Below are 22,565 nucleotides of genomic sequence, written 5' to 3' on the forward strand. Positions count from 1 at the left end.
GTCAGTTTGAGATCTGGTTGACCAGCTCGAGCAGTTTAACGCCGTCCTCGCCAGTCGCGCTGCCAAAGGATGCGTCAAACGCAGGTGCCATCAACTCTTTCCAGGCAGCTTCTTCTTCAGGCGTTTGGAAATGGACTTTCATACCCATCTCCTCAAGTTGCGAAGGCGCGGCGGATGAGGCCTCTTCCGATGCGTCTACAGCCCAAACCGCTGCTTTTGCACCCGCGTCCGCAATGACGGCTTTTTGGGCGTCAGTAAGCCCGTTGTACCAGGCTGGGTTCAAGTAGCCATGAAAGAACACGCTAAAGAGCGGCACAACGGTAACATGGTCCTGAACTTCAAAGTATTTCCGCGAATACGCGGCGGCGATGTCGGTCATTCCGGCATCGATCACACCAGTTGATAGCGCTTCATATACCTTAGAGCCTGACATCGCCGAGGGCGCTGCCCCCATCGCAACCAGCCCGGCGTCAGCGACCGGGTTCAGCCCCCTGATCTTCACGCCTTCAAAGTCGGCAGGGTTGATCAACGGTGCCCCTTTTGACGTCATTGCGGTCATCCGAGTGGTGAAGAGCCACACAGCGTTTTGCACGCCTTTTTCAAGCAGCTTCTCTTCCAAGAATGAGGCCGCTTCGCTACCTGGCCAGGCGGCAAGCGTTTCCAGATCGGTGACCGCATAAGGTTTCAGCGTCACGTTCATGACTGGCAGAGTTTTACCCCACTGCGGATTGATCGAAAACGCACATTCGATATTGCCTTTTGCCACCGACACGATGTTCTCACGCGCACCGACAAGACTGTTGGCACCAAAGACCTGAACATCGATCTCGCCATTCGACTGGGTTTCGATTTCGGCGGCCCACTGGTCAATCACTTTCGCAATATGGTGCGATGGCGGCAGCTGGTGGCTGCAGCGCATTTCGGTTGCTTCGGCGAACACTGCGGTGCCCAAGCTTGATGCAGCCAATAGCGAGGCCGCCACTGTTTTCTGGATGTTCATGTTTTCCTCCACTTTGTCATTTTAGTTTAGTGTCAGGCGCGCCAGTTAATCTGGCGCGGTGTTCCGGCACGTGGCAACCCACCGAAAAATTGTTCATTTGGCATCTCAGTTGCTACGATCTCGCGAACAGAGAATAACTTTTCCAGATCAATGCCGGTCGCAAATCCCTTTCGCTCGCAAAGATATACAAGGTCTTCAAAGACCACGTTTCCTGTTGCGCCGGGTGCAAATGGACATCCCCCGAGACCCGCCAACGAGCCGTCAATCACCCGGACGCCAGCGTCCAATGCAGCACAGGCATTGGCGATCCCCATCCCCCTAGTGTCGTGCAGGTGAATGCTCAGTGTGACATTGCCCAGTTCATTTTTCACCCGCCGCACGACGTCACCCACCTGATCGGGTCCGGCAACTCCAACGGTATCTGCTAGGCCTATGACGTTTGCACCGGCTTCGGCACATGCGACTGCGATCCGCACCACATCGTCTGGATCGACCTCGCCAGCAATCGAGCAGCCAAACGCCATCGAAATGCCGACGTGAACTACCGGCTGGGTTTCAGCATTGCGTGCCAAGTCTACGGTTCTGCCAACAAGTGCAATCGCCTCCTTTTGAGAACGGCGCGCATTTGCCTGGCTGTGTTCTTCGGTTGCGGAAACAACCGTCACAATTTCACCGACCAAAGTTTGAACTGCATCCACTGCCCCACGATCGTTCAAAACAAGCGCTGCAGAATGTACATTGAGATCGTCGCAAACGTCGATCAGCTGCCGAACATCTGCAAATTGCGGCATAGAGCTGGCTGGAAGGAATGAACCGATTTCAAAGTGCCCAACACCCGCGGCACTTTCCTGGTGCAGCCATTCGGTCTTGGCCGTTGTGGATGGGTAGCGATCGACCATCTGAAGCCCGTCGCGCAAACCGACCTCACGCAACACGACCCTGTCGGGGGGGTATGTTTCGGACAGGCGGCTCACACAGATTTCTCCTGCGGCTTGCCGCTTGCGGCATGTATCTCGGAAACTGACAGTCCAATCTCGGTCAGAATGGCGTCCGTGTCATCGCCTACGTCCGCAACATCAAGTGAAGTCGGGCTTGGCATGTTGCCGTCCACTTCGATTGGCAGGCCCGGTGCTCGAAACGTGTGGCCGTCGGGCAAATGTGAAAGATGCAAGCCACCCGGCCGCATAACATGGGGATCCCGGTACATGTCGGCCGGACGATTGATTGGCGAAAATGGAATCCCAGAGGCCTCGAAAATCTCAACCAACATATCAAAGTCGTGTTTCCTGATCGCTTCGGCGAAAATCGGAAGCGTCCAAACCCGGGCTTCAATCTGGTCCATTTTGGCCTGTAGACGAGCATCTTCCAGCAAGTGCTCCAACCCCAATGATTTGCACAGAATAATCCAATGCCCTTCGGTCACAGCGCCGACAAATATCTGCCTTTGATCGCGCGTGTCGAAGATGTCATAGACTGGCCAGGAAAACTCCCGCTCAGGCATTGGAGACGGTTCGTGCCCATCCAGATCGAACTGCACCATATGTTGCATGACCAGCATCAGGCAGTTCTCAAAAAGGCCGATCCTTAAAGCCCGCCCAGTACCGGTTTCGCGACGCTCCATCAGCGCACCAAGCACCGCTAGCGCCCCAAAGAGCCCCCCCATAATGTCGTTTGCCGAGGACCCGATACGCAGCGGTCGACCTTTCGGACCGGTCATATAAGCGATGCCGGTCATCATCTGCACCACCTCATCCATCGCGGTGCGATCTTGATAAGGCCCATGCAAGAACCCCTTGCAAGAGGCGACAATCAGCTTCGGGTGTTTCTGACGCAAGGCCTCGGGCGCAAAACCCATCTTGGCGAGCGATTGGTCGCGAAAATTTTCAATGAAAACATCTGCGGTCTGCAACAGCTTATCCAGTGTCGAAGTCCCCGCAGGGGATTTCAGATCCAGTGTGATAGAGCGTTTTCCGCGATTGAAGCTGGGGAAAAAACCGCGCCCCATGCCGGTCAGGTGGCGGGTCTTGTCGCCGGCTGGGGGTTCGACCTTGATGACCTCTGCCCCCAAGTAGGCAAGAACCTGACCGCAGCTTGGCCCCATGATCATATGGGTCATTTCAACGACCCGAATGCCCTGCAATGGTTTGAACTCATCTGGCACCTGGCGTCCCCCTGCACACAGTCTCGATATCTCTGTAATCCAAAGACAGCAGTCCTAAAATTATAATGTTAATACACTACCGTTCTGATATTGAGAAAGCATGGACAGCAGACAACTTCGCTACTTCGCCGCAATCTTTGAAGAGGGTGCCCTTGCGCGCGCCGCAGTTCGCGAAAGGGTCGCAGTTTCTGCGTTAAGCAGGCATCTCGCCAATCTCGAAGCCGAGCTTGGCACACCCTTGTTCGAACGTCTGCTAAGGGGGGTCCGCCCGACCGCATCCGGCGCGCGTTTATACGAGCATGCGCGGATGATCTTAAGGTCCATGCAGGCCGCCAGCGCTGATATCAGGGATGCCGAAAACGAAGTCGCAGGTGAGATTTCGGTCGGATTTGCCCATTCGGCTGTCAAGGCGATCGGCGTGCCCCTGATGCAGCGTGTCTCACAAACCTATCCGAAACTCCGCTTGCATCTCTCCGAGATCTTTTCGGGTTCGACCACCGTTCAGCTTGCATCGTCCGAAGTGGATCTGACGCTGACCTACAACCAACTTCCGGATCCGCGTTTCAGATTCCAGCCGATTTTGGACGAGGAATTGGTATTGGTGGGGCGGCCGGATGTTGTAGGCGGGCGTGGCCCAATCAGTTTTGACGCCTTGCTCGACCTGCCGCTCATCATCCTGCGACAAGGGTTGAACACGCGCGCCGTGATGGACGACCCCTCCTTGCTCAAACGACTGGAGGAACGCGCGCAATTCCAGATAAACTCAATCGTCGCAATTGGTGACTCTCTCCTGTCGGGCATCGGCTGTCTTGTCGGGACCGAGTTCATCCTGAAAGACCACATTGATACGGGCAAATTGGTGACCCGCCCTATTGTGAAGCCCAAACTCAACCGGACACTCTACATCGGTGAGTTGAGCGATCGCCCTGCGACCTTTGCCTTTGAAGCCGTGCGCCAGTTGTGTGTTGAACTGACAGTCGAAGCAATAGAGACGAAACGTTGGAGTGCAACTCTGGCACACTAGCCGGGTTGATCCTGAATAGGCCAAATTTGACCTCTTCTCCCATGAACCCAGTATGGCGAAGCCGCGACCAATGCCCCCTTCCCCGCCTTGGTGGCGCGGCTTTGTTCAGGGGCCAACCTTGAGCGACCTAGAGTGAATTGGGATTGGCAAAAGCTGTCTGCGCCCTTCTAAGTGACATAAACCACGTGGACGCTGTTATGTGTGTGTCACACATTCGTTGGTGGGCAATATGCCAGGATCAATCCGTATTCTACATTGCTTCGAGCGTGTGGACCAAGCCGTTGTCGATATGCTCTTCGAGAAATCTGATTGCAGTGTCAGGATCGCGCGACAGAGCTGCATCAAGCATACCTTGATGCTCAGCGGCTGCAGCCTCGCCCCGGAAGGTGAAGACCAGCATCTGATACCGCAGGTATTTGTCGTAGATCTTCGAATGCAGAGACAGCAGGTTTTGTGAGTTGCATGCTCGAATGAGTGACAGGTGGAACTCCCAATCATACCGCTTCCAAGTTTCTTTTTCGGTTTCGTCGCCTGACTGCATCTGGAGTTCCATGCGCTGCAACTTGTGATGGGCAGCGACAACATCCCCTTCCCAGTCCGTATCGCCATTTGCAATCGACAGCCGTATAGCGTGCCGTTCCAATAGAATACGAAGACTGGCAATTTCGCGTAAATCTTCCTTGGAAACCGGCGTCACGAAAAATCCGCGCTGCTCTTCTGCGGTGACAAAACCATCGCTGGCCAACCGGTTGAGCGTCTCCCGCAAGGTCGAGACGCTGGCGGAATAACGCGTCTTCAGATCATCAAGCTTCAATTTCGAGCCGGGCGCAAGTGTGCCGAAAATGATGTCACGTTTGATGCGTTCGAACGTAGAAGAGCCAACGGTGGGCGGCGGTTTGGCCATGGAGCAACCCGATCAGACAAGGAATTTCCTTTCAAATAACATCTCTTCAATGACCATACAATTCCGTATTATTTATGGCGAAGTATAAAATATATGATATTATTGATTTGATCGATCATGACGATTAGGCTCTCTGAAACGCGCGATTGATTCCCTGTTTAACGGGGAAATCAGTCCAACTTGGGGAGGTGACCTTTTTGGCGTCATCCAAACACAACAACGCGGCAATCCGAACGCGCCTGGCCATTGCGGGCATCGGCCTTGTCGGGCAACGTCATGCGGATGCCATTGCGCAAGTGTCCGACACGACCCTGTGCGCCGTCGTTGATCCAAGTGATGCGGGAAAGGTGGCGGCGGAACGGCTGGGCGTTCCCTGGTTTGACGACCTGAATACTATGATCCTAGCACAGGCCCCTGACGGGATCATCCTGTCGACACCAACCAAACTGCATGTTGACCAAGGGGCCGCGTGCCTGGACGCAGGAATCCCGGTGCTGATCGAAAAGCCGCTGGCGGATGATCTGCGTGCGGCTAAGATATTGGTCGAAAGCGCCGAACAGGCAAATGTCGCGCTTTTGGTTGGGCATCACCGGCGTCACAATCCGCTTATTCGCAAGGCCCATGAACACATCAAACGCGGCACGATCGGGGCTGTGCGCGCGGTTCAGGCGACCTGTTGGTTTTACAAGCCCGACACCTACTTTGACGTGGCACCCTGGCGAAAGCAGGTTGGGGCCGGACCGATTTCCGTAAACCTGGTGCATGACATCGACTTGCTGCGGCATCTGTGCGGGGAAATCGTGAGCGTCCAGGCTCAGGCCGCGCCCTCTGACCGTGGATATGAAAACGAAGACGTAGCCGCCGCCTTGCTGAGGTTCGCAAACGGGGCCATTGGCACGATCACGGTTTCGGACAGTATCGTTGCCCCTTGGAGCTGGGAGATGACGGCGCATGAGTACCCCATCTACCCGACAACCTCGCAAAGTGCCTATCAGATCGGCGGCAGCCATGGGTCATTGTCGGTTCCCGACCTGACCCTATGGACCCACAACGAGCGTCGCGATTGGTGGACGCCCATCTCCGCCACTTCGGTCACGCGGGATACGTCTGATCCGTTGATCAACCAAATGGCCCATTTCGCCGCTGTCATCCGCGGCGAAGAGGTACCTTTGGTCTCCGGGCGCGAGGGGCTGCGCAGCCTGGCCGTTGTTGATGCGATTCAGAAATCCGCGAAAACCAACACCCTCATCCACCTTGATGAGGCCGACGGCGACGACAGGTTGGGCAAAGTCATGAGCCAAACGACAAAAACAAACGAAACGAAAGCGAAAATCGCAAATTAGGCACACAATACGTGCCAAACTATTGTCTTGGGAGGACACGACATGATCACTAAACTTACACGACGCGCAGCGCTTGCGTCCGTTGCAGCCTTTGGTCTTGCTACCAGTATTGCAACCACGGCAAGCGCAGATGGCATGACCTTCACAATGGCCACATCCGGGTCGGAAACCGATCAACGCTCTGTTGCGCTCGCCGATGTGTTTGCCCCGATGGTCGCGGGTTTTGCGGATTACAAACCAGGTTACAACGGCACGATGTTCGCCCAAGGTGCCGAACTGGAAGCCATCGCTCGGGGCAACCTGACGATGTCGATCACGTCTGCTCAGGAACTGGCGCAGTTCTTCCCCGAGTTTTCGATTTTTGCCACCGGATACGTCCATCAAGACGCAGCCCATCAGGTGCGCGTTTTTAACGATCCGCTGATGGACCCGTTCAAGGCCAAAGTCGAGGACGAACTGGGTGTCAAATTGCTGTCAGTGATGTACTTGGGCAAACGCCACGTGAACCTGCGCTTTACGCGTGAGGAAAAAGACATCCAAACACCCGCGGACCTCGCTGGTGTGAACCTGCGCATGCCCGGCACCGATGCATGGCAGTTCCTAGGCAAAGCCCTTGGGGCGTCACCGACACCGCTGGCCTTCACCGAAGTTTACACCGCCCTCTCGACCGGTGCAGTGGATGGTCAGGACAACCCGCTTCCCACCGTGGTCGACAAGAAGTTCTATGAGGTGACAAAGCAGATCGCATTGACCTCTCACCTGGTTGACCTGAACTACATCGCCTTTTCGAAAGAGACCTGGGATGCAATGTCGCCCGATCAACAGCTGATTGTTCAACGTGCTGCAGATGCAGCTGCCGCGTATGGCCGACTGAAACAACTGGATCAGGAAAATAACCTGGCCGAGTTCATCCGCAGCCAGGGCGTTGAAATCTACACCCCTGACCTGGCAGCGTTCCGCGACCATGTTCAGTCGCAATATGTAGGGTCCGAAGCCGCAGCAAGCTGGCCCGAGGGCCTTCTTGAGCGCATCAATGAGCTTGGCAACTAAGCAAGATTTGCGAGAGGGTCGATGTGATGAATACAATCCTTACTCGGCTCTCTCGCATTGCAGAATTCATCGCCGCCATGGCTTTGGCGGCGGTTTTTGTAACGTTTTTGATCCAGATATTTACCCGGTATGCGGCCAAGATCGCCTGGCTCGTACCCATTCCGCCGATCTCGGACTGGATGGCATCGCTGGAGCCGATCGGCTGGACCGTGAACCTGATTTCCCTGCTGTGGGTCTGGACCGTCTTTTTTGGATGCGCCTTCATCGTCCGAGCGCGGGACCACGTCACGTTTGACGTGCTCTATTTGGCAACACCGCGCAAAACCCAACGCATTCTCGCGCTTTTGTCCGCCTTGGGACTGATCGCCGCCATGCTCTATTCGTTTCCCGCAACATGGGATGCGATCTTTGGCAACCGGTTGATGGACCTAAAGAAGATCCAGACGCTCAGAATGCCGATCACGGGCGACAAGATCGCAATCAAGTGGCTGTTTGCGGCTTACATCCTTCTCATGATCGCAACCATCGTCCGTTACCTGTGGCGGCTGTATTCCGTTGTTCGACACGGACCTCCAGAAACCGAGATGGAAGAGATACTTTCTGACAAAACGGGCGAGGAGGATGCATCATGAGCGTTGAACTCCTCTTGGGCCTGATCGCCCTGTTTGGCATGGCGGCAATCGGTACACCTGTCGCGTTCTCAATCCTGGTTGGGGTCATCGTCTATCTTGGTGTTGCCGGTCAGGATCTTGCCATTGCCGGGCAGACCATGGTGCAGCGTCTGTTTGATGGCTTTCTGCTGTTGGCGGTGCCGCTTTTCATCGTCTCGGCGAATATCATGAACGCCGGGTCCATTTCCGACCGGCTGCTGAACTTTTGCATCGCCGTGGTCGGCCGGTTCCGGGGCGGCATGGGACATGTCAACGTGGTGGCGTCGCTAATCTTCTCGGGCATGTCGGGCTCTGCCGTCGCAGATGCAGCTGGCATCGGAAAGATCATCATCGAGATGATGATCAAAAGCGGCAAATACACGCGAGGCTATGCGGCGGCCATAACTGCGGCAACGGCCACCATCGGCCCCATCATCCCACCCTCTATCCCGATGGTGATCTACGCGCTGGTCTCAGGCGCTTCTATCAAGGATCTGTTTTTGGGGGGGATCATTCCCGGCCTGTTCATGGGGTTCGTCCTGATGGCGTTGAACGTGTTCATGTCACATCGCCGTGGATTTGGTCGGGAAGACCCGGTTCCATTGCGGGACCTGCCCAAACTGACCGTTCAGGCCACGCCTGCCTTGCTGATGCCGTTCATCCTGCTCTTTTGCCTGTATAGCGGCATCACGACCCCGACCGAGGCTGCGGCCATCGCAGCACTCTACGCGCTGGTCATTGCTGCGGGGCTGTACCGCGCCATTAAACTCAGGACGCTGTATCAGGTCTTTGTAGACAGTGCCCGCGCTGCCGCCTCGGTGGGGTTGGTCATCGGGGCCTCGATGATCCTGACCTACATCGTCGTGCAAGAGAACATTCCCCAGGCTCTTTCTACAACGCTTGATGGGGCCAACATTCACCCGCTTGTCTTCCTGCTTCTGATCAATGTGATGGTCCTGTTGTTGGGCTGCATCCTAGACGCCACAGTGATCATCCTGGTCATCGTTCCCCTGTTCATTCCGACCTGCGAGGCACTTGGGATTGATCTGGTGCACTTTGGCGTTCTGATCGTTGTCAATTCCATGATCGGATTGATCACGCCGCCCTATGGCATCTTGCTGTTTGTCATCAACGCGGTCACGGGTATTCCCCTAAGGGAGATCATTGGAGAGATCTGGGCATTCCTCGGTGTGCTGCTTCTGGCCCTGCTTGTCATGATCCTGGTGCCGGACATCGTGCTTTGGCTGCCGCGTTTGCTTGGATATCAGGGATGAGCGGGATGTTGAAAACCTCTATCGCGACGGTCTCGATCTCGGGCAATCTGCGCGAGAAACTCGATGCAATTGCAGCAGCCGGATTTGACGGTATCGAAATCTTTGAGGCCGATTTTATCGCCGACTCTGGAAGCCCTCGGGATGTAGGGAACATGGTGCGCGATCACGGGTTAGAGATCACACTGTTCCAACCCTTTCGCGACTTTGAAACCTTGCCGGAACCCGCGCGATCCAAGGCGTTTGATCGGGCCGAACGCAAGTTTGACGTGATGCAAGAGCTGGGTACTGATCTGGTGCTTGTCTGCTCGTCAGTGCACCCCGCGTCACTGGGCGGCATCGAACGGGCAGCCCATGATTTCCACGAATTGGGCGAGCGCGCCACAAAACGCGGGTTGCGCGTGGGGTATGAGGCCTTGGCATGGGGGCGACACGTCAATGATCACCGCGACGCATGGGAGGTCGTGCGCCGTGCGGATCATCCCAACATCGGCTTGATCGTTGACAGCTTTCACACCCTTGGCCGCAAGCTCGACCCTGACAGCATCCGCTCTGTCCCCGGCGACAAGATTTTCTTTGTTCAGTTGGCCGATGCCCCCCTGATCGAAATGGATCTGCTGTATTGGTCGCGCCACTTCAGGAACATGCCCGGCGAAGGTGATCTGGACGTCACCCGGTTCATGCAGGCGGTCATGGCGACCGGCTATGACGGTCCAATCAGCCTTGAGATATTCAACGACCAGTTTCGCGGCGGCAACCCGCGCACCATAGCCAAAGATGGTCATCGTTCGCTTGTCGCCCTGATGGACGACGTAAAACGCACCGAACCCGGGCTGAACGTTCACATGCCCACAATACCGCCTCGTGTTGCGGCGCTAGGATTTTCCTATGTCGAATTCGCAACGCGCGGCGCTGAAGCCGCGGAACTGACGGCCAATCTGTCCTCTTTGGGTTTCGAACACGTAGGGCAGCATCTCAGCAAGGCTGCAGGCCTTTGGCAGCAGGGCGATATCCGCATCGTTGTGAATGAAGAGACCTCGGGTCACGCCGCCAGCAGTTGGAATGCCCGCGGGACGTGTGTGTGTGATATGGGCTTTCTGGTCTCCAACGCGAGATCGGCGGCAACGCGGGCGTCAGCCCTTGGGGCAGATGTGTTCACTCAACCCGTTGGCGCCGGAGAGCTTGCAATCCCAGCCGTGCGGGGGTTGTCCGGCTCTGCCCTGCACTTTCTGGACGACAGCTCGGATCTTTCGCAGGTTTGGCAGATGGAGTTCTCTGCCAAGCCCGCCCCAGAAGGCGTTGGTCTGACCCACATAGACCACGTCGCGCAAACGATGAGCTATGAAGACATGCTCAGCTGGTCGCTCTTCTACACCACGCTGTTCGACATGACCAAAGCGCCGATGGTTGACGTGATCGACCCGGATGGGCTGGTCCGCAGTCAGGCCGTCGAAGCGGCAAACGGCTCGGTTCGGGTGACCCTGAATGGCGCGGACAGTCACAGGACCCTGGCCGGGACGTTTCTGTCAGACAGTTTCGGCGCCTCTGTCCAGCACATCGCCTTTGCAACGCAGGACATTTTCAAAACGCTCGAACAGTTGGCCAAACGGGGTTTTGAAACGCTGCCAATCTCTCCGAACTACTACGATGATCTCGCTGCACGCTTTGATCTGAGCGACGATCTTGTCCGTAGAATGCAGGCCCGTGGTGTCCTGTATGACCAGACGGGCGGCGCCGACTTTTTCCAGGCCTACGCTCAGTCTTTTAGCGGAGGTCTGTTCATTGAGATCGTTCAACGGAACCAAAGCTACACGGGTTACGGTGCCCCCAACGCGCCATTTCGCATCGCTGCTCAAAAACGACTATCTCGCGCAAAGGGCGTTCCCAAAACGTAACCTCCATCAGGTTGATCTCCGGTACTGACCTGCAAGGCCAGACCGAGGGTGAAGCTATATAGCCTGCCCAGACCAAGCGCTTGAGCCTGTATTGTCGGAAACCACAAGAGTTACGGGTGGGTTCATGAGTATTCGAGTGGAACAAATGCTCCTCTTTTTGGGGACGCTTCCGCTAGTGTTTTTTCGCACTGCTGCGCAAAGCGTGAAACAAACACATGTAATCGCTACCTCAGCGAATGACCGCGTCCCGCCCTTGGTGGTGGCAGGAAAGGGCCGCCTTGGGCTGACACCAGTCACTGGCCACCTTGGTTCACACGTAATTTCGCTGCGGAAATGCTGCAGCAATGCCGAAAAGCAGCTTTGAGAAAAAAAACGGCGTCCGTGGTTTGCCCAAAAGGTTGTTGGACAGAGCTATGAAATAGCTCAAACTACATAACGAGTTTATTCGGCTGCATGCGGTATGCCTGCGTACTTTGCGTCCACTTTTCTGCGAACTATTTCGGCAATCAGGATGCCTGCGGGTGCGGATCCCCAGATGCAAATCTGGATTGCGAGCGCCTCGATGTCTCGAAAGAGCGGGTCAATCACAAAGAGCATGATCCGGAACAGCCAGAACGAGCCCCACATCGAGCCGACAAAACGCCACATCCAGATGCGATGTCCAGAGGTGTCCTTCCGACGGATCGCAAGCACCCCCATGACAGCCGTGGCATAGACGAACACCGACATGGAAAAGAAGCCCATAGACGACATCGTCCCGCCGTATTCACCGACCGAGCCGTGCTGGGCTGCAAGGATCACTGCGCAGCCGACGCCGAGGGTCAGTACGGCAAAGCTGATACGGCCAATGAGCGCATGATTGCGCCCGGTTCCGCCGGGAAAAAACATCTGCACATGCATCAAGACGAACACGATGGAATTGCAGATGACATGACCCAATAGCAGCGCCGACCGCATCTCGGGGCCGTTCGCGAAACGGTCGTAAAATGCCACACCCCACGCCGGATGGTTGGTATAGGTGTCGCCCCAGACCGAACAAGAGTTGTCAGGACAGGTCAAAACGGCATTGGCCGTGGCGGGATCGGTTAAGCCCAAATTGATCAGGACGTCGTAGATGCCGACGAAATTGGCAATCGCAGCAGCAGGGCCGTAAATGACATAGCCAAGATTCAGATACAGCATCAGGACTGCGCCAAAGAGCAGTGCAGGCAGAAACTTCCCGCGCATGACCGCGTAAACCGCAAGACAGGCCCAGACCACCAAAGCGGCAAAGACCGACATCACTCCAATTGGCAAAGCCATTTCGTTCTCCCAATCCGAAACGAGCACGCCTCAGGCTCGCATAAGGGACGCGTGCAACGCAATGTTCTTGGTGATCTGCACCGCGCCTTGTTCAAAGGCAGCCCCGGCTACGCGACAGTGACACGTGTTTCGAACAGGAAATCCTGGAGTCTTTCTTCGACGCGAGATGCAGAAGGCCCGTCGCCCTCTGACAGCGACACCGTCACGCACAACCCGCGGAGCCCACCGGCATCGACTGTCACTTGGGCTTCGGGCAACTGCATCTCGTCATGAAGCAGGTTTGAGACGACCATCCTGGCGGCATCGCACCGCAGGCTGGGTTTGTAGATCTTGCCCACAGAGGTCAGTGGAATCTCGTCAACAACCTGAATGATCTTTGGCCAAGCCGGTCTTTCATCAATCGTCTGCCGGGCATGCTCCATAAGGTCTGCAAGACTGACCTGCGCTGATGGGTGAAGCTGAACGAAACACATCGGCAGTTCTCCGGCATAGGGATCGGGCATTCCCACGGCTGCCGCCAAAGCCACACAGGGATTCGTGCTCATGGCATTTTCGATCATCACCGGATCAATGTTGTGACCGCTGCGAATGATCAGGTCCTTTGAGCGGCCCGCAACGAAAAGACACCCCTGCGCGTCCTTGTATCCCAGATCACCCGAGTTCAGCACACCAGCTGCGAAAACCTCGTCATTGTGCTTGGGATCGCTATAGCCCGGAGACACATGAGGCCCCTGAATTGCGATGACACCGATCTCTCCGGTGTCGCAATGGTCGCCCAAACGTCCATCGCTTTCCAATTTCCGGACCTCAACGGTAGTGTATGGCAACGCCCAGCCCACGGAACCTGCGGTGCCGGACCCACAAAGGGGATCGATGCTGATGAGGCCGGAAGCTTCTGTCATGCCGAGGATTTCAAAGAGAGTGCAGCCAGTGACCTCGTTGAATTTCTGTGCCACGGCGGGCGGCAGCAAGGATGCACCGGTGGCCCCCGCGCGGACACGCGAAATATCGTGATCTTCGACCGGCGTTTGCAGGATTGCGCCAATCGCAGTCGGGACGCCACCAACGATTGTCACGTTGTACTCCGCGACAAGCCGCCAGAAACTTCCAACGACCGCCGGATTTCGCAGGCCCGCCGGTGTCATGACCAGCAGTTCGACACCGGCCATAAAGCAACTGAGCCCGCCCACAATCGTGCCCGCGACGTGAAAGAGGGGAAAGGTCGCGGTAAACACATCATCCGGGCGAAAGCCGCACAAGACGGCCCCGCCGAACGCCGCGACCAACTGGCTGCGGTGTGTATGTGCGACAAGCTTGGGCACACCGGTTGTGCCTCCGGTGTGAAAATAGGCGGCCAGATCGGCACCGCTGCGCGCCTCTCCAAACGTCAGGTGATCGTCGGGCTGCGCCATCAAGGCTTCGCCAAAATCGAACACGCCGGGTTCGGTTGGCGTACCCGGAGGAGATACGCGCACAAGAACGAGGTCCGGGATCTGGGCACGCAGCGCCAGGGCTTTTTCCCAGATGTCCAGTTGCGGATGAGGGCCGAGAGCGACCAAAATCCTGGCCTTGGAAGCTTTCAGAAGTTCAGCAATGCTCTCGGGCTGCAGAAGGAAGTTGATTGGAACGGCATAACCTGCCGTTTCCGCGCCCCAGAGCGTGACATGCGTTTCAACCAGCGCAGGCAGCATGTACGCAACGCCCGGCGCGTCACCTCCAATGTCCGTAAACAGATTTGCCGCGCGCCTGATTTGCCCCAGCAATTGTTGATAGGATACACGGCGCGGCTCTTCATCCGCGGCCCCTGTCATCAGCATCGTGAGCGCGGTTGCCTCGGGGTCTCGCGCGGCGCTGCTTTCAAAGACCTCCAGAATGCTTTGCTCGGGCAGCCGCGCATCAAGCGTCATTTCCGCTTCAAACTCACGCAGGTCACGTTGCGATCTGATCGGCTGGCGTCCCAGAATGGCCATGATGTGTCCTCGCCTTCGATAATGGATTGATTGAGCTTTTGTCGAAGTGGCAGGAAATGCAACCCTGATGCGCCCGTTCGGGCATGGAAGCAGATCGGCCTTACAGCAACTTAAAGCCAATCTCAGACGTTTCGAAGTGTCGAATTGACGAAGATCCATTCACACCACGGCGAAAGTCCGGTTCGAGCCTAGAGTCACCGATGCTGCAAGTTGCATGATTGACTGCTATGTGACCCGACGGATCAAGAATTCAGCGATTGTATGGCTTTCGCCTGGAGTGCTGACACAGCAATCCATGAATATCTGGCGCAAACTCACGGGCGTTGGCTCATGATTGTGCCGCAAGCTCCTTAGCGCGTTCACGCAGGGCAAATTTCTGAATCTTGCCCGTCGAGGTTCGGGGAATACTGGTCACGACAAACCGTCTAGGAACCTTATAGGCTGCCAGCCTATCGCGGCACCAAGTCCGTAGCGCTACGGTGTCGATCTCATGACCTTGGGAAGGTTCGATAAATGCACAAGGGGTTTCGCCCCATTTCTCATGCGGCATGGCGACAACGGCGGCGATCTCGATGGTGGGATAGCTATAAAGCACCTCTTCCACCTCGATCGAAGAAATGTTCTCGCCGCCCGAAATGATTATGTCCTTTGAGCGATCCTTGAGCTGGATATAACCATCGGGATGGATCACGCCCAGATCGCCGGAATGGAACCAGCCGCCCTCGAAAGCCTGTCGCGTGGCAGAGGGATTGCGGAAATAGCCCTTCATCACGACATTGCCGCGGAACATAACCTCGCCCATCGACTGGCCGTCGGGTGGGACGGGCTCCATGGTTTCGGGATCAAGAACATCGAGCCCCTCAAGAGGCAGATAGCGCACGCCCTGGCGTGATTTGAGCCGCGCTTGTTCTTCGGCGGGTAGAGATGACCAGCTTTCATGCCAGTCGTTCACCACGGCAGGCCCGTAGGTTTCAGTGAGCCCGTACAGGTGGGTTACGTCAAAGCCTGCGGTTTTCATGTCCGCCAGCAGCTTTTCGGGGGGCGGTGCTGCGGCGGTGAAAAATTGCACAATGTGATCGAGCGCACGCTGGACGTCGGAAGGCGCCGAGATCAGCAGCGACATGATGATCGGAGCGCCGCAGAGGTGGGTGACTTTTTCATCAGCGAGCGCGTTCCAGATCGGCTGGGCCCGGACTTGGCGCAGGCAGACATGTGTGCCGATGATCGCCGAAAGCGTCCATGGAAAGCACCAGCCGTTGCAGTGGAACATTGGCAAGGTCCAGAGATAGACAGCATGTTTGGCCATAGAGGTAGTCAACGCATTGCCTTGGGCCAGAAGATAGGCGCCCCGGTGGTGCGAGACGACACCCTTGGGATCGCCCGTGGTGCCGGAGGTATAGTTGATCGAGATCGCGTCCCATTCATCCTCTGGCATAAGCCATTCGAACGCGGGATTGCCGCGCGCAAGGAAGGCTTCGTAATCCTCGCCATCAAATCCCGCGCGCGCGCCATCAAACTCGGGGTCGTCAACCTGGATCACCAGCGGACACGCTTGCGCCAGTTCAAGCGCCTGTTGCAGCAGAGGCATGAACTCGGAATCGACGATCACAATCTGCGACATCGCGTGATCCAGCTGAAAAGCGATGATCGCTGCATCGAGCCTTGTGTTGATCGAATGCAGAACCCCGCCGCACATTGGCACACCGTAGTGGCATTCCAGCATTGCGGGCGTGTTGGGCAGAAGGGCCGAGACCGTATCGCCGGGCCCGATGCCGCGCTTTGTCAGCGCAGATGCCAATTGCCGCGCGCGGGTGTAGAACTGCGCGTAGCTGCGCCGCAAACCGCCATGGATGATCGCCGTATGTTCCGGGAAAACGGTCGCCGCACGCTCTAGAAAGGTCAGCGGCGTGAGCGGTTGGTGATTTGCCGCAGTACGGTCAAGATCGGTGTTATAGGGGTTTGCGGCCATGGCTTAGGCGTCCTGCCATTGGGGCTGGCGCTTCTCGATGAAGGCACCGATTCCTTCTTCGGCATCGCGCGCCAGCATATTTTCGACCATTACTTGGCTGGCATAATCATAAGCCTCGGCCAAGGGCATCTCACGCTGCGCATAAAAGGCGCGTTTGCCAGTGGCCAAGGTCATGCTGGATTTAGAGGCGATTTTGCGTGCAACCTCACCTGTTGCCTCTTGCAGAGCATCCTTGGCCAGAGCGCGGTTGACCAGCCCGATCTCTGCAGCGCGCGCCGCTGAAATCATATCGCCGTTCAGCAGCATTTCCATCGCATGTTTGTTCACCACGTTGCGTGACAGCGCAACCATCGGGGTGGAGCAGAATAGCCCGATATGAACCCCGGGCGTGCTGAATTGCGCGCTCTCGGCGGCGATTGCGAGATCACAGCTTGCGATCAATTGGCAGCCCGCTGCCGTCGCAATCCCCGTCACTTCGGCAATCACCGGTTTGGGACAATTCACGATGCCTTGCATGACAACGGAACACATGGTCATAATCTTGGCGAAATAGGCTTCGCCGCCATCATCGCCTTCGCGTCCTGCGGTCATTTCTTTCAGATCATGACCTGCGCAAAAGGCTGGCCCGTTGGCCGCAAGAATGATCACCCTCACTGCAGGATCTTTACCTGCCTCTTCAAAAGCGGTGCCAAGCGCGCCCAGCATTGCCTCAGACAGCGCATTGCGCCGTTTCACATCATTGAGCGTCAGACGTAGAACGCCCTCATCGCTCAGCTCGCGCAAAAGAAAATCACTCGATGTCATGGGCCAGTCCCCCTTATTGGGTTAGCGGATGTTGATCTCAACGCTGTCGGCCAGCGTGTTGGCAATAAAGCAATGGCGGTGCGCGCGGTCCTGCATCTGGGTCAGTTCCGCATCATCCACGGAAAACCCGGTATCAAAGCGCACTACGGGATGAAGATCGATCCGCGTGACCGACATCTGGCCTTTGGGGTTCTTACCCAAATGCGCCACGGCAAAGTCATGATAGCTTGCCACGGGCCAGCCTGCTTTTGCGGCCAGAGCCAGAAAGGTCATCATGTGGCAGCTTGAAAGGGCCGAGGCCAATGCTTGCTCAGGATTTGTATTTGCGGGGTCGCCGCCCCAATCCGGCGCGGAATCTACCAGAACATCAAAGGCGTTGTTGAACTGAACGGTATGTTCGTTCGAATATTTGCCGGTTTGCAAAACAGGTTCGGCGCGCTGCCAGTGCAGCTCGATAGATAGATCAGACATGAGGGAAGTCTCTTACATTCAATTCAGCAGGGGCGCAGTGCGCGCTCGTAAAAGAGTGCGCACTGCGTATGGAAACGGCTTTAGGCTGCTGCGATCTGCTTCTTGGGATCGTAGAAGGGGCGCTCAACCACGGTCGCTCTGGCCGGACCGGACAGTGTTACAACCGCAACCTCGGCACCAAGCACTGCGGCATCGGCATCAACCATCGCCAGCGCGATGTTCTTCTCCAGACGCGGCGAGTAGACCGCCGAGGTCACCTTGCCGATCTGAGTCTCGTTTTGGTTGACCGCCCAGAATGTCGTATTCGGGCCTGTGAGCGGCTCGCAATCGATCACAAGGCCAACTTGCTTGCGCTTGGGGCCTTCTTCTCTGATGCGGCGCAGGGCGGCCTTGCCGATGAAATCGGCTTCCATATCCAGATTGACCAGACGGTCAAAGCCCAGCTCAAACGGGTTGGTGCGAATATCCGCGTCGGCGTGATAGGACAGCATGCCACCTTCGATACGGCGGATTGAGGAGGTGTGACCCGGCTTGAGACCGTGCGCAATGCCTGCTGCCATGATCCGCTCCCAGAGCTGATCACCCATAGAGCCATCGCGTAGATAAAGCTCATAGCCCAGCTCGCTCGACCAACCGGTGCGCGACACGATAAGCGGAATGCCGTCCAGCTCGACCTCGCGTAGCCAGTAGTATTTCAGATCCATTATGTCTCTGCCGAAAAGCTCGACCATGATCTTACCGGAGTTCGGGCCCTGAAGCTGAAGCGGCGACACGTCCGGCTCGGTGATCTGAACGTCGAGACCGGAATTGATCGCAACGCCCTGCGCCCAGAGCAGGATGTCGCTGTCGGCCAGAGAGATCCAGAAATGGTTCTCGGCGAGGCGCAGCAGGATCGGATCGTTCAGGATGCCGCCGTCGGCATTGGTGATCAGGATGTATTTGCACTGCCCAACGGCCATCTTCGAAAGATCACGGCAGGTTAGCATCTGGGTGAATTTTGCGGCATCAGGTCCTGTGATCTCGACCTGACGCTCAACAGCCACATCGCAGAGTATCGCCTCATTCACGAGGTTCCAGAAGTTCTGCTCCGGATCGCCAAAATCACGGGGGATATACATATGGTTATAAACAGAGAACCCCTTTGCGCCCCAGCGAACAGTAGCGTCGAAATAAGGGGATTTGCGGATCTGTGTGCCGAAGCCAAAATCATCTGTCAGCGTCATATTTTCGCCCTCATAGCAGGTGGCCTGATAGGCCATTGAAGTGGTAAAACCTGTGGACGATCTAAATCAAATGGCCTGAGTGTATTGGTCTGAAAAGAGCACTTTCTCAGGCTGAACAGTCTATTTAACGCGCAGCTTTTAGACTGTTCAGCCTACGCCTGTTTTCATGATCTGTTTGCGACAAGTTTTTCCAGATTTGGCCGACTCGTCTTGACCTGCCGCGTCACGATGTACGTCATGTAGCGGTCGATTTTCAGATCGGCTGACAGCATCTCTTCCATCATCGACTGAAACGCGGCCAGGCTGCGCGTTGCGATCTTCATCACATAATCCATCCCGCCACCTGTCGCGACGCACTCAGTCACCTCATCCAAGCCCTGAATATGGGCCTCGAAGCGTTCGAAATCCGTTTTGCGATGATGGGTGAGCGAGACTGTTACGACGACTTCGGTGAAATCGACAATGCGCTCTAAAGCGAGAGTTGCGTGATACCCGCGAATGTATCCTGAAGCCTTTAGACGATCGAGCCGCGCCCAGCAGGGCGTTGGCGATAAGTTCACCAACTCGGCCAATTTGGTTTTGCTTAATTGTCCGTACGTCTGAACAGCACTCAGTATGCGGATGTCTGTTGCATCAAGGCTGGGTTTTTTCATGAGACCGCTATTTCGTTGGAGTGAGGGGCATAGTCTGACAATTGCCCCAGTTTTGGAAGATGAAGACATTTAGACGGTGAATACCAAAGAATGCATCTCGTTTTCTGCCCCTTTCGGTGCCAGGAACGCCAATATGGCCTTGCTACTTTGCGATATACACATTGCGCAGTTGTCGACCTTTGCAAAGTTTCGCGAGCAGCCCAAAGCCGACGTTCAATGAATGATTTTGTAATTTCCGATAACCGGGCTTTGCAGCCATTCTTATTAGTTTCACTACCGGATGCTTTCGCAACAATCACTTGTCTTCTGCTTCTTCGGGCTGACAGTGCTCGCGCAGACGATTGGGCTGCCTATAGACGCAAAATGGAGAGGCCCACTCACCCGCCACCTCAGCTGCTCAGTGCCCTACCGGACACCGAACGGAATGACGCAACAATGAGCAAATTACTTGTTAAAGATTTACCCTCAACCTCAACCCGAACACCAGCGGGTCGTTTGGGTTTGATCCAGGATTGTTGAGGTACTGAACATCTGCGGTCAGCGCCAGATTGTCTGCCAGATCCAACCGGTAAAATGCCTCAACAGTTGTTTGTTTTGGAAGTCCCGGTGTTGTCAAATCAGCTACCGTGACAGCCAAGCCAAACAGATCGTCATAGGCTCCGGGTCGCCACAACAAGCCTGCGTTTACAGCCTTTTCTGCCAGTGCCCCACCACCGTTGGACCAACCCAGTCGTCCAAAGACCATCAGATCATTTTCAAATGTGTGGTTGGCAGCCAAGGTCAGACCGTATGTTTCTGGCACGCCTGCATCCTGACGCGCGTCCGTGTGGAAAATTCCAAGATGAACGTTTGTCAGAAACCTTTTGGAACGCTCCGGTGTCCATCCGATTTCCGCATATTTGTAAAATTCGCTACCACCGGGAAACCATTCTATATCGGTCAAAGACCCATTTGCATCACTGACCACCCCCAAGGCGTAGATCTGGTCGGTCAGATATCCGCCCGCCACTAGACCGAACCCTGGATCGGGAATCGGTAAGACCGGGCTGAACATGATCGAAAAGTTCGAAAATGTTGTTCGTGGGTTCACGTATCCAAGAATGTCAGAGTAGTCGCCGGGATCGATGCGGCCGACGACATATCCCCCTCGCCCATTTCCAAATCCCTGCTGCCAGTATGCGACCGACAGAGTTGTATCCGTGTCCCCAAAAGTAACACCAGTGGCGCCTTGATAGCCGATCTGACCAGCTAATGCCGAAGGCGCAATGGGCTGGCCCAGCCGATGCCGGTTTTCCAGAATGAAGACAAAGCTACCGGGGTTTGCGCCGCCTCGGTTTGCCAATTCCCATGTGCCGATCATCCTGAGTTGCCCCGAGGTGGACTCGTCTTGGCCAGTCAGATCATGCGAACTGCGCTAATACAGGGCCTGATAGTCAAAGCTGAGCGCCAAACCTGTGTTTTCCCGGAACCGACCCAAAGACTGTTCTATCGGATCAAGGGCACGGTCCAGACCCGGCCAACGCGACTCTTCCAGCCGTCGCAGCCTATCCTGTTCCTGTTGCGCGCTGGCGGATCCCGGACCACCCAATGACGCTTGCGCTGCCGCTTCGAGCTTTTTGACGTCTTGCGCAGAGGCAGACATAGCGGAAACGAACAGACAGATTGCACCAAACAAGCGCGTGAGGTGAGATGACAGTGCATTCATAGAAAATTCATCCAGGTTGTCATGCGAAGGGTGATTTGCCGGATAACCCCAAGTGATCCGACCTTATCGGTCATGATAGCGGCTTGCCCGGATACTCCGGGTGTCAGGGCTTCACCCTGCAGATCGACACTCAGCTCGACAGCATAGGTAGTATCGCGGATCTCAGGGACATCCGGGGTCTTGCCGCTGGTGTTAAATTCGGCATGCGGTGCGGATTGGTATAGCTTGCTGACTGACGCGGCAAAAGTTTGCCCGGGAAGGCTGCGGAACACGACTTCTGCAGGCTGACCAGGCCGAACATGACGGATCGCGTTCTGTTTGACGATCATCGCGACAATGGGCCTATCGACATCCAGTACTGCCATCACGTCCTGACCCGCGGCCACCCGATTGCCGGGCAACAGCACGACAGATGGAACGATACCGTCCATTGGCGCTCGCACGGTGGTGTTTTCCAGGTCGATTTTGGCGAGGTTCATCTGTGCGCGGGCCATTTCGACTTCGGCTTCGGCGGCTTCGGTTTCGGCCTCTGCAACGGCTTGACGTGCGAACAGTTGGCGTTTTCGCGTGAGTTGCTCCTCGGCTAGTTTCAGCCGCGCCTCGGCTTGTCGAACATTCGCAGCATAGGGCTCTGGATCGACCCGGAACAACACGTCACCGGTCTTAAGCGGCGTCCAAGAAGCCACCGGCACTTCAATTACCGGGCCGGTAACAGACGGCCGCACCTGAACCGAAGAGACGACAACTGATACCGGCCCGACTGGAGCGATCCAGCTCAGTGGAAGAAAGATGATCGCCTGCGCGGCTGCCCAGACGACAACCGGGGAAATCTTCATCCAGAGGTGCCATTTCTTGAGGATACCAACCTTTACCAACAGCCAGAGAAACCCCATCCAGATCGCAATGATAAGGGTGATCATGCTGAGCCCTCCGACGTATTGATTTCGGCGTCAGGGGTTCCCGCATAGGCCCAGATCAGCACCAGGGGGAAGAAAACTCCGCCGGCAATCAACGTAATCCAGCCGCCGACAGTTACCGCACTGCGGTAAGGATGATTGCGTTTTGCCGCGACCCGGCCGGGCCACCCGCCGATGAACACAATCACTCCAATTGCCAGCGCGCCCATAAATGCCAGCATACCCAATGCGGCATAGTCCAATCCAGTCACGA

Annotated in this window: 21 protein-coding genes; 6 read left to right on the plus strand and 15 right to left on the minus strand. The window is 56.1% G+C overall.

Annotation, left to right across the window (positions count from 1 at the left end; all coding sequences use genetic code 11):
• Position 1: 1 nt before the first annotated feature.
• The 3 genes from dctP (TRM7615_RS11990) to TRM7615_RS12000 are packed head-to-tail and all read right to left on the minus strand — an operon-like array spanning position 2 to position 3,161.
• On the minus strand, positions 2-1,000 hold the full coding sequence (gene dctP / locus TRM7615_RS11990; protein ID WP_108787765.1) for a TRAP transporter substrate-binding protein DctP: 999 nt from the start codon (positions 998-1,000) through the stop codon (positions 2-4).
• A 32-nt stretch (positions 1,001-1,032) separates the two neighbouring features.
• Positions 1,033-1,974 carry a hydroxymethylglutaryl-CoA lyase gene (locus TRM7615_RS11995; RefSeq protein WP_108787767.1) on the minus strand — a complete coding sequence of 314 codons (942 nt, stop codon included), beginning with the start codon at positions 1,972-1,974 and terminating at the stop codon, positions 1,033-1,035.
• Positions 1,971-3,161 (minus strand): CaiB/BaiF CoA transferase family protein, encoded by a 1,191-nt coding sequence (locus TRM7615_RS12000; RefSeq protein WP_108787769.1) that lies wholly within the window; start codon positions 3,159-3,161, stop codon positions 1,971-1,973. Before TRM7615_RS12000 ends, TRM7615_RS11995 begins: the two co-directional genes overlap by 4 nt.
• A 100-nt stretch (positions 3,162-3,261) precedes the next feature.
• On the opposite strand from TRM7615_RS12000, the gene TRM7615_RS12005 reads away from it, so the two are divergent.
• Entirely contained in the window at positions 3,262-4,185 is a 924-nt protein-coding gene (locus TRM7615_RS12005) for a LysR family transcriptional regulator (RefSeq protein ID WP_108787771.1), read from the plus strand.
• A 250-nt stretch (positions 4,186-4,435) separates the two neighbouring features.
• Here TRM7615_RS12005 and TRM7615_RS12010 read toward each other — a convergent pair whose 3' ends face one another.
• Positions 4,436-5,089, minus strand: coding sequence for a GntR family transcriptional regulator (locus TRM7615_RS12010; protein ID WP_108787773.1), 654 nt, complete (start codon positions 5,087-5,089; stop codon positions 4,436-4,438).
• A gap of 197 nt (positions 5,090-5,286) precedes the next feature.
• Between TRM7615_RS12010 and TRM7615_RS12015 the strand changes: the two genes are divergently transcribed.
• Genes TRM7615_RS12015 through TRM7615_RS12035 form a run of 5 tightly spaced genes read left to right on the plus strand, consistent with a single transcriptional unit; the run spans position 5,287 to position 11,298 of the window.
• The gene (locus TRM7615_RS12015; RefSeq protein WP_235824077.1) at positions 5,287-6,432 is read left to right on the plus strand and encodes a Gfo/Idh/MocA family protein; all 1,146 of its coding nucleotides are present in this window, start codon (positions 5,287-5,289) and stop codon (positions 6,430-6,432) included.
• Positions 6,433-6,474: 42 nt separating this feature from the next.
• A complete protein-coding gene (dctP, locus tag TRM7615_RS12020) occupies positions 6,475-7,482 on the plus strand; it encodes a TRAP transporter substrate-binding protein DctP (protein ID WP_108787775.1) in 1,008 nt (335 codons plus the stop codon).
• Positions 7,483-7,508: 26 nt separating this feature from the next.
• On the plus strand, positions 7,509-8,114 hold the full coding sequence (locus tag TRM7615_RS12025) for a TRAP transporter small permease (RefSeq protein WP_108787778.1): 606 nt from the start codon (positions 7,509-7,511) through the stop codon (positions 8,112-8,114).
• On the plus strand, positions 8,111-9,406 hold the full coding sequence (locus TRM7615_RS12030; protein ID WP_108787780.1) for a TRAP transporter large permease: 1,296 nt from the start codon (positions 8,111-8,113) through the stop codon (positions 9,404-9,406). Before TRM7615_RS12025 ends, TRM7615_RS12030 begins: the two co-directional genes overlap by 4 nt.
• Before the next feature lie 8 nt (positions 9,407-9,414).
• Positions 9,415-11,298 carry a bifunctional sugar phosphate isomerase/epimerase/4-hydroxyphenylpyruvate dioxygenase family protein gene (locus TRM7615_RS12035; RefSeq protein ID WP_108788006.1) on the plus strand — a complete coding sequence of 628 codons (1,884 nt, stop codon included), beginning with the start codon at positions 9,415-9,417 and terminating at the stop codon, positions 11,296-11,298.
• Between the two features lie 441 nt (positions 11,299-11,739).
• On the opposite strand, the gene TRM7615_RS12040 is transcribed toward TRM7615_RS12035, so the two are convergent.
• From TRM7615_RS12040 to TRM7615_RS12090, 11 genes are all read right to left on the minus strand, one after another.
• Entirely contained in the window at positions 11,740-12,600 is an 861-nt protein-coding gene (locus TRM7615_RS12040; RefSeq protein WP_108787782.1) for a hypothetical protein, read from the minus strand.
• Between the two features lie 107 nt (positions 12,601-12,707).
• A complete protein-coding gene (locus tag TRM7615_RS12045) occupies positions 12,708-14,570 on the minus strand; it encodes an AMP-binding protein (RefSeq protein WP_108787784.1) in 1,863 nt (620 codons plus the stop codon).
• Positions 14,571-14,898: 328 nt separating this feature from the next.
• Entirely contained in the window at positions 14,899-16,539 is a 1,641-nt protein-coding gene (locus TRM7615_RS12050) for an acyl-CoA synthetase (RefSeq protein WP_108787786.1), read from the minus strand.
• 3 nt (positions 16,540-16,542) lie between these two features.
• Entirely contained in the window at positions 16,543-17,343 is an 801-nt protein-coding gene (locus tag TRM7615_RS12055) for an enoyl-CoA hydratase (protein ID WP_108787788.1), read from the minus strand.
• Between the two features lie 21 nt (positions 17,344-17,364).
• Positions 17,365-17,814 carry an OsmC family protein gene (locus TRM7615_RS12060; protein ID WP_108787789.1) on the minus strand — a complete coding sequence of 150 codons (450 nt, stop codon included), beginning with the start codon at positions 17,812-17,814 and terminating at the stop codon, positions 17,365-17,367.
• An 80-nt stretch (positions 17,815-17,894) separates the two neighbouring features.
• The gene (locus TRM7615_RS12065) at positions 17,895-19,037 is read right to left on the minus strand and encodes a glycine cleavage T C-terminal barrel domain-containing protein (RefSeq protein ID WP_108788008.1); all 1,143 of its coding nucleotides are present in this window, start codon (positions 19,035-19,037) and stop codon (positions 17,895-17,897) included.
• A 164-nt stretch (positions 19,038-19,201) separates the two neighbouring features.
• Complete coding sequence (locus TRM7615_RS12070; protein WP_108787791.1) at positions 19,202-19,690, minus strand: Lrp/AsnC family transcriptional regulator; 489 nt, start codon at positions 19,688-19,690, stop codon at positions 19,202-19,204.
• A gap of 451 nt (positions 19,691-20,141) precedes the next feature.
• Positions 20,142-21,050, minus strand: coding sequence for a carbohydrate porin (locus tag TRM7615_RS12075; protein WP_108787793.1), 909 nt, complete (start codon positions 21,048-21,050; stop codon positions 20,142-20,144).
• Positions 21,051-21,104: 54 nt separating this feature from the next.
• A complete protein-coding gene (locus TRM7615_RS12080; RefSeq protein ID WP_108787795.1) occupies positions 21,105-21,395 on the minus strand; it encodes a hypothetical protein in 291 nt (96 codons plus the stop codon).
• Positions 21,392-22,315, minus strand: a complete 924-nt coding sequence (locus TRM7615_RS12085) for an HlyD family secretion protein (RefSeq protein WP_108787797.1) — start codon at positions 22,313-22,315, stop codon at positions 21,392-21,394. The genes TRM7615_RS12080 and TRM7615_RS12085 overlap by 4 nt, the downstream gene beginning before the upstream one ends.
• Positions 22,312-22,563 (minus strand): DUF3302 domain-containing protein, encoded by a 252-nt coding sequence (locus TRM7615_RS12090; RefSeq protein WP_108788010.1) that lies wholly within the window; start codon positions 22,561-22,563, stop codon positions 22,312-22,314. Before TRM7615_RS12090 ends, TRM7615_RS12085 begins: the two co-directional genes overlap by 4 nt.
• Positions 22,564-22,565: the final 2 nt, after the last annotated feature.

The organism is Falsiruegeria mediterranea M17 (assembly GCF_900302455.1).
GTDB classification, from domain to species: Bacteria; Pseudomonadota; Alphaproteobacteria; order Rhodobacterales; family Rhodobacteraceae; genus Falsiruegeria; species Falsiruegeria mediterranea.

Excerpts from the sequence above, each read along its gene's own strand:
- dctP (WP_108787765.1), bottom strand. The coding sequence starts at position 1,000 with ATGAACATCCAGAAAACAGTGGCGGCCTCGCTATTGGCTGCATCAAGC.
- TRM7615_RS12005 (WP_108787771.1), top strand. The coding sequence starts at position 3,262 with ATGGACAGCAGACAACTTCGCTACTTCGCCGCAATCTTTGAAGAGGGT.
- TRM7615_RS12010 (WP_108787773.1), bottom strand. The coding sequence starts at position 5,089 with ATGGCCAAACCGCCGCCCACCGTTGGCTCTTCTACGTTCGAACGCATC.
- dctP (WP_108787775.1), top strand. The coding sequence starts at position 6,475 with ATGATCACTAAACTTACACGACGCGCAGCGCTTGCGTCCGTTGCAGCC.
- TRM7615_RS12025 (WP_108787778.1), top strand. The coding sequence starts at position 7,509 with ATGAATACAATCCTTACTCGGCTCTCTCGCATTGCAGAATTCATCGCC.
- TRM7615_RS12030 (WP_108787780.1), top strand. The coding sequence starts at position 8,111 with ATGAGCGTTGAACTCCTCTTGGGCCTGATCGCCCTGTTTGGCATGGCG.
- TRM7615_RS12040 (WP_108787782.1), bottom strand. The coding sequence starts at position 12,600 with ATGGCTTTGCCAATTGGAGTGATGTCGGTCTTTGCCGCTTTGGTGGTC.
- TRM7615_RS12045 (WP_108787784.1), bottom strand. The coding sequence starts at position 14,570 with ATGGCCATTCTGGGACGCCAGCCGATCAGATCGCAACGTGACCTGCGT.
- TRM7615_RS12050 (WP_108787786.1), bottom strand. The coding sequence starts at position 16,539 with ATGGCCGCAAACCCCTATAACACCGATCTTGACCGTACTGCGGCAAAT.
- TRM7615_RS12055 (WP_108787788.1), bottom strand. The coding sequence starts at position 17,343 with ATGACATCGAGTGATTTTCTTTTGCGCGAGCTGAGCGATGAGGGCGTT.
- TRM7615_RS12060 (WP_108787789.1), bottom strand. The coding sequence starts at position 17,814 with ATGTCTGATCTATCTATCGAGCTGCACTGGCAGCGCGCCGAACCTGTT.
- TRM7615_RS12065 (WP_108788008.1), bottom strand. The coding sequence starts at position 19,037 with ATGACGCTGACAGATGATTTTGGCTTCGGCACACAGATCCGCAAATCC.
- TRM7615_RS12070 (WP_108787791.1), bottom strand. The coding sequence starts at position 19,690 with ATGAAAAAACCCAGCCTTGATGCAACAGACATCCGCATACTGAGTGCT.
- TRM7615_RS12075 (WP_108787793.1), bottom strand. The coding sequence starts at position 21,050 with ATGATCGGCACATGGGAATTGGCAAACCGAGGCGGCGCAAACCCCGGT.
- TRM7615_RS12080 (WP_108787795.1), bottom strand. The coding sequence starts at position 21,395 with ATGAATGCACTGTCATCTCACCTCACGCGCTTGTTTGGTGCAATCTGT.
- TRM7615_RS12085 (WP_108787797.1), bottom strand. The coding sequence starts at position 22,315 with ATGATCACCCTTATCATTGCGATCTGGATGGGGTTTCTCTGGCTGTTG.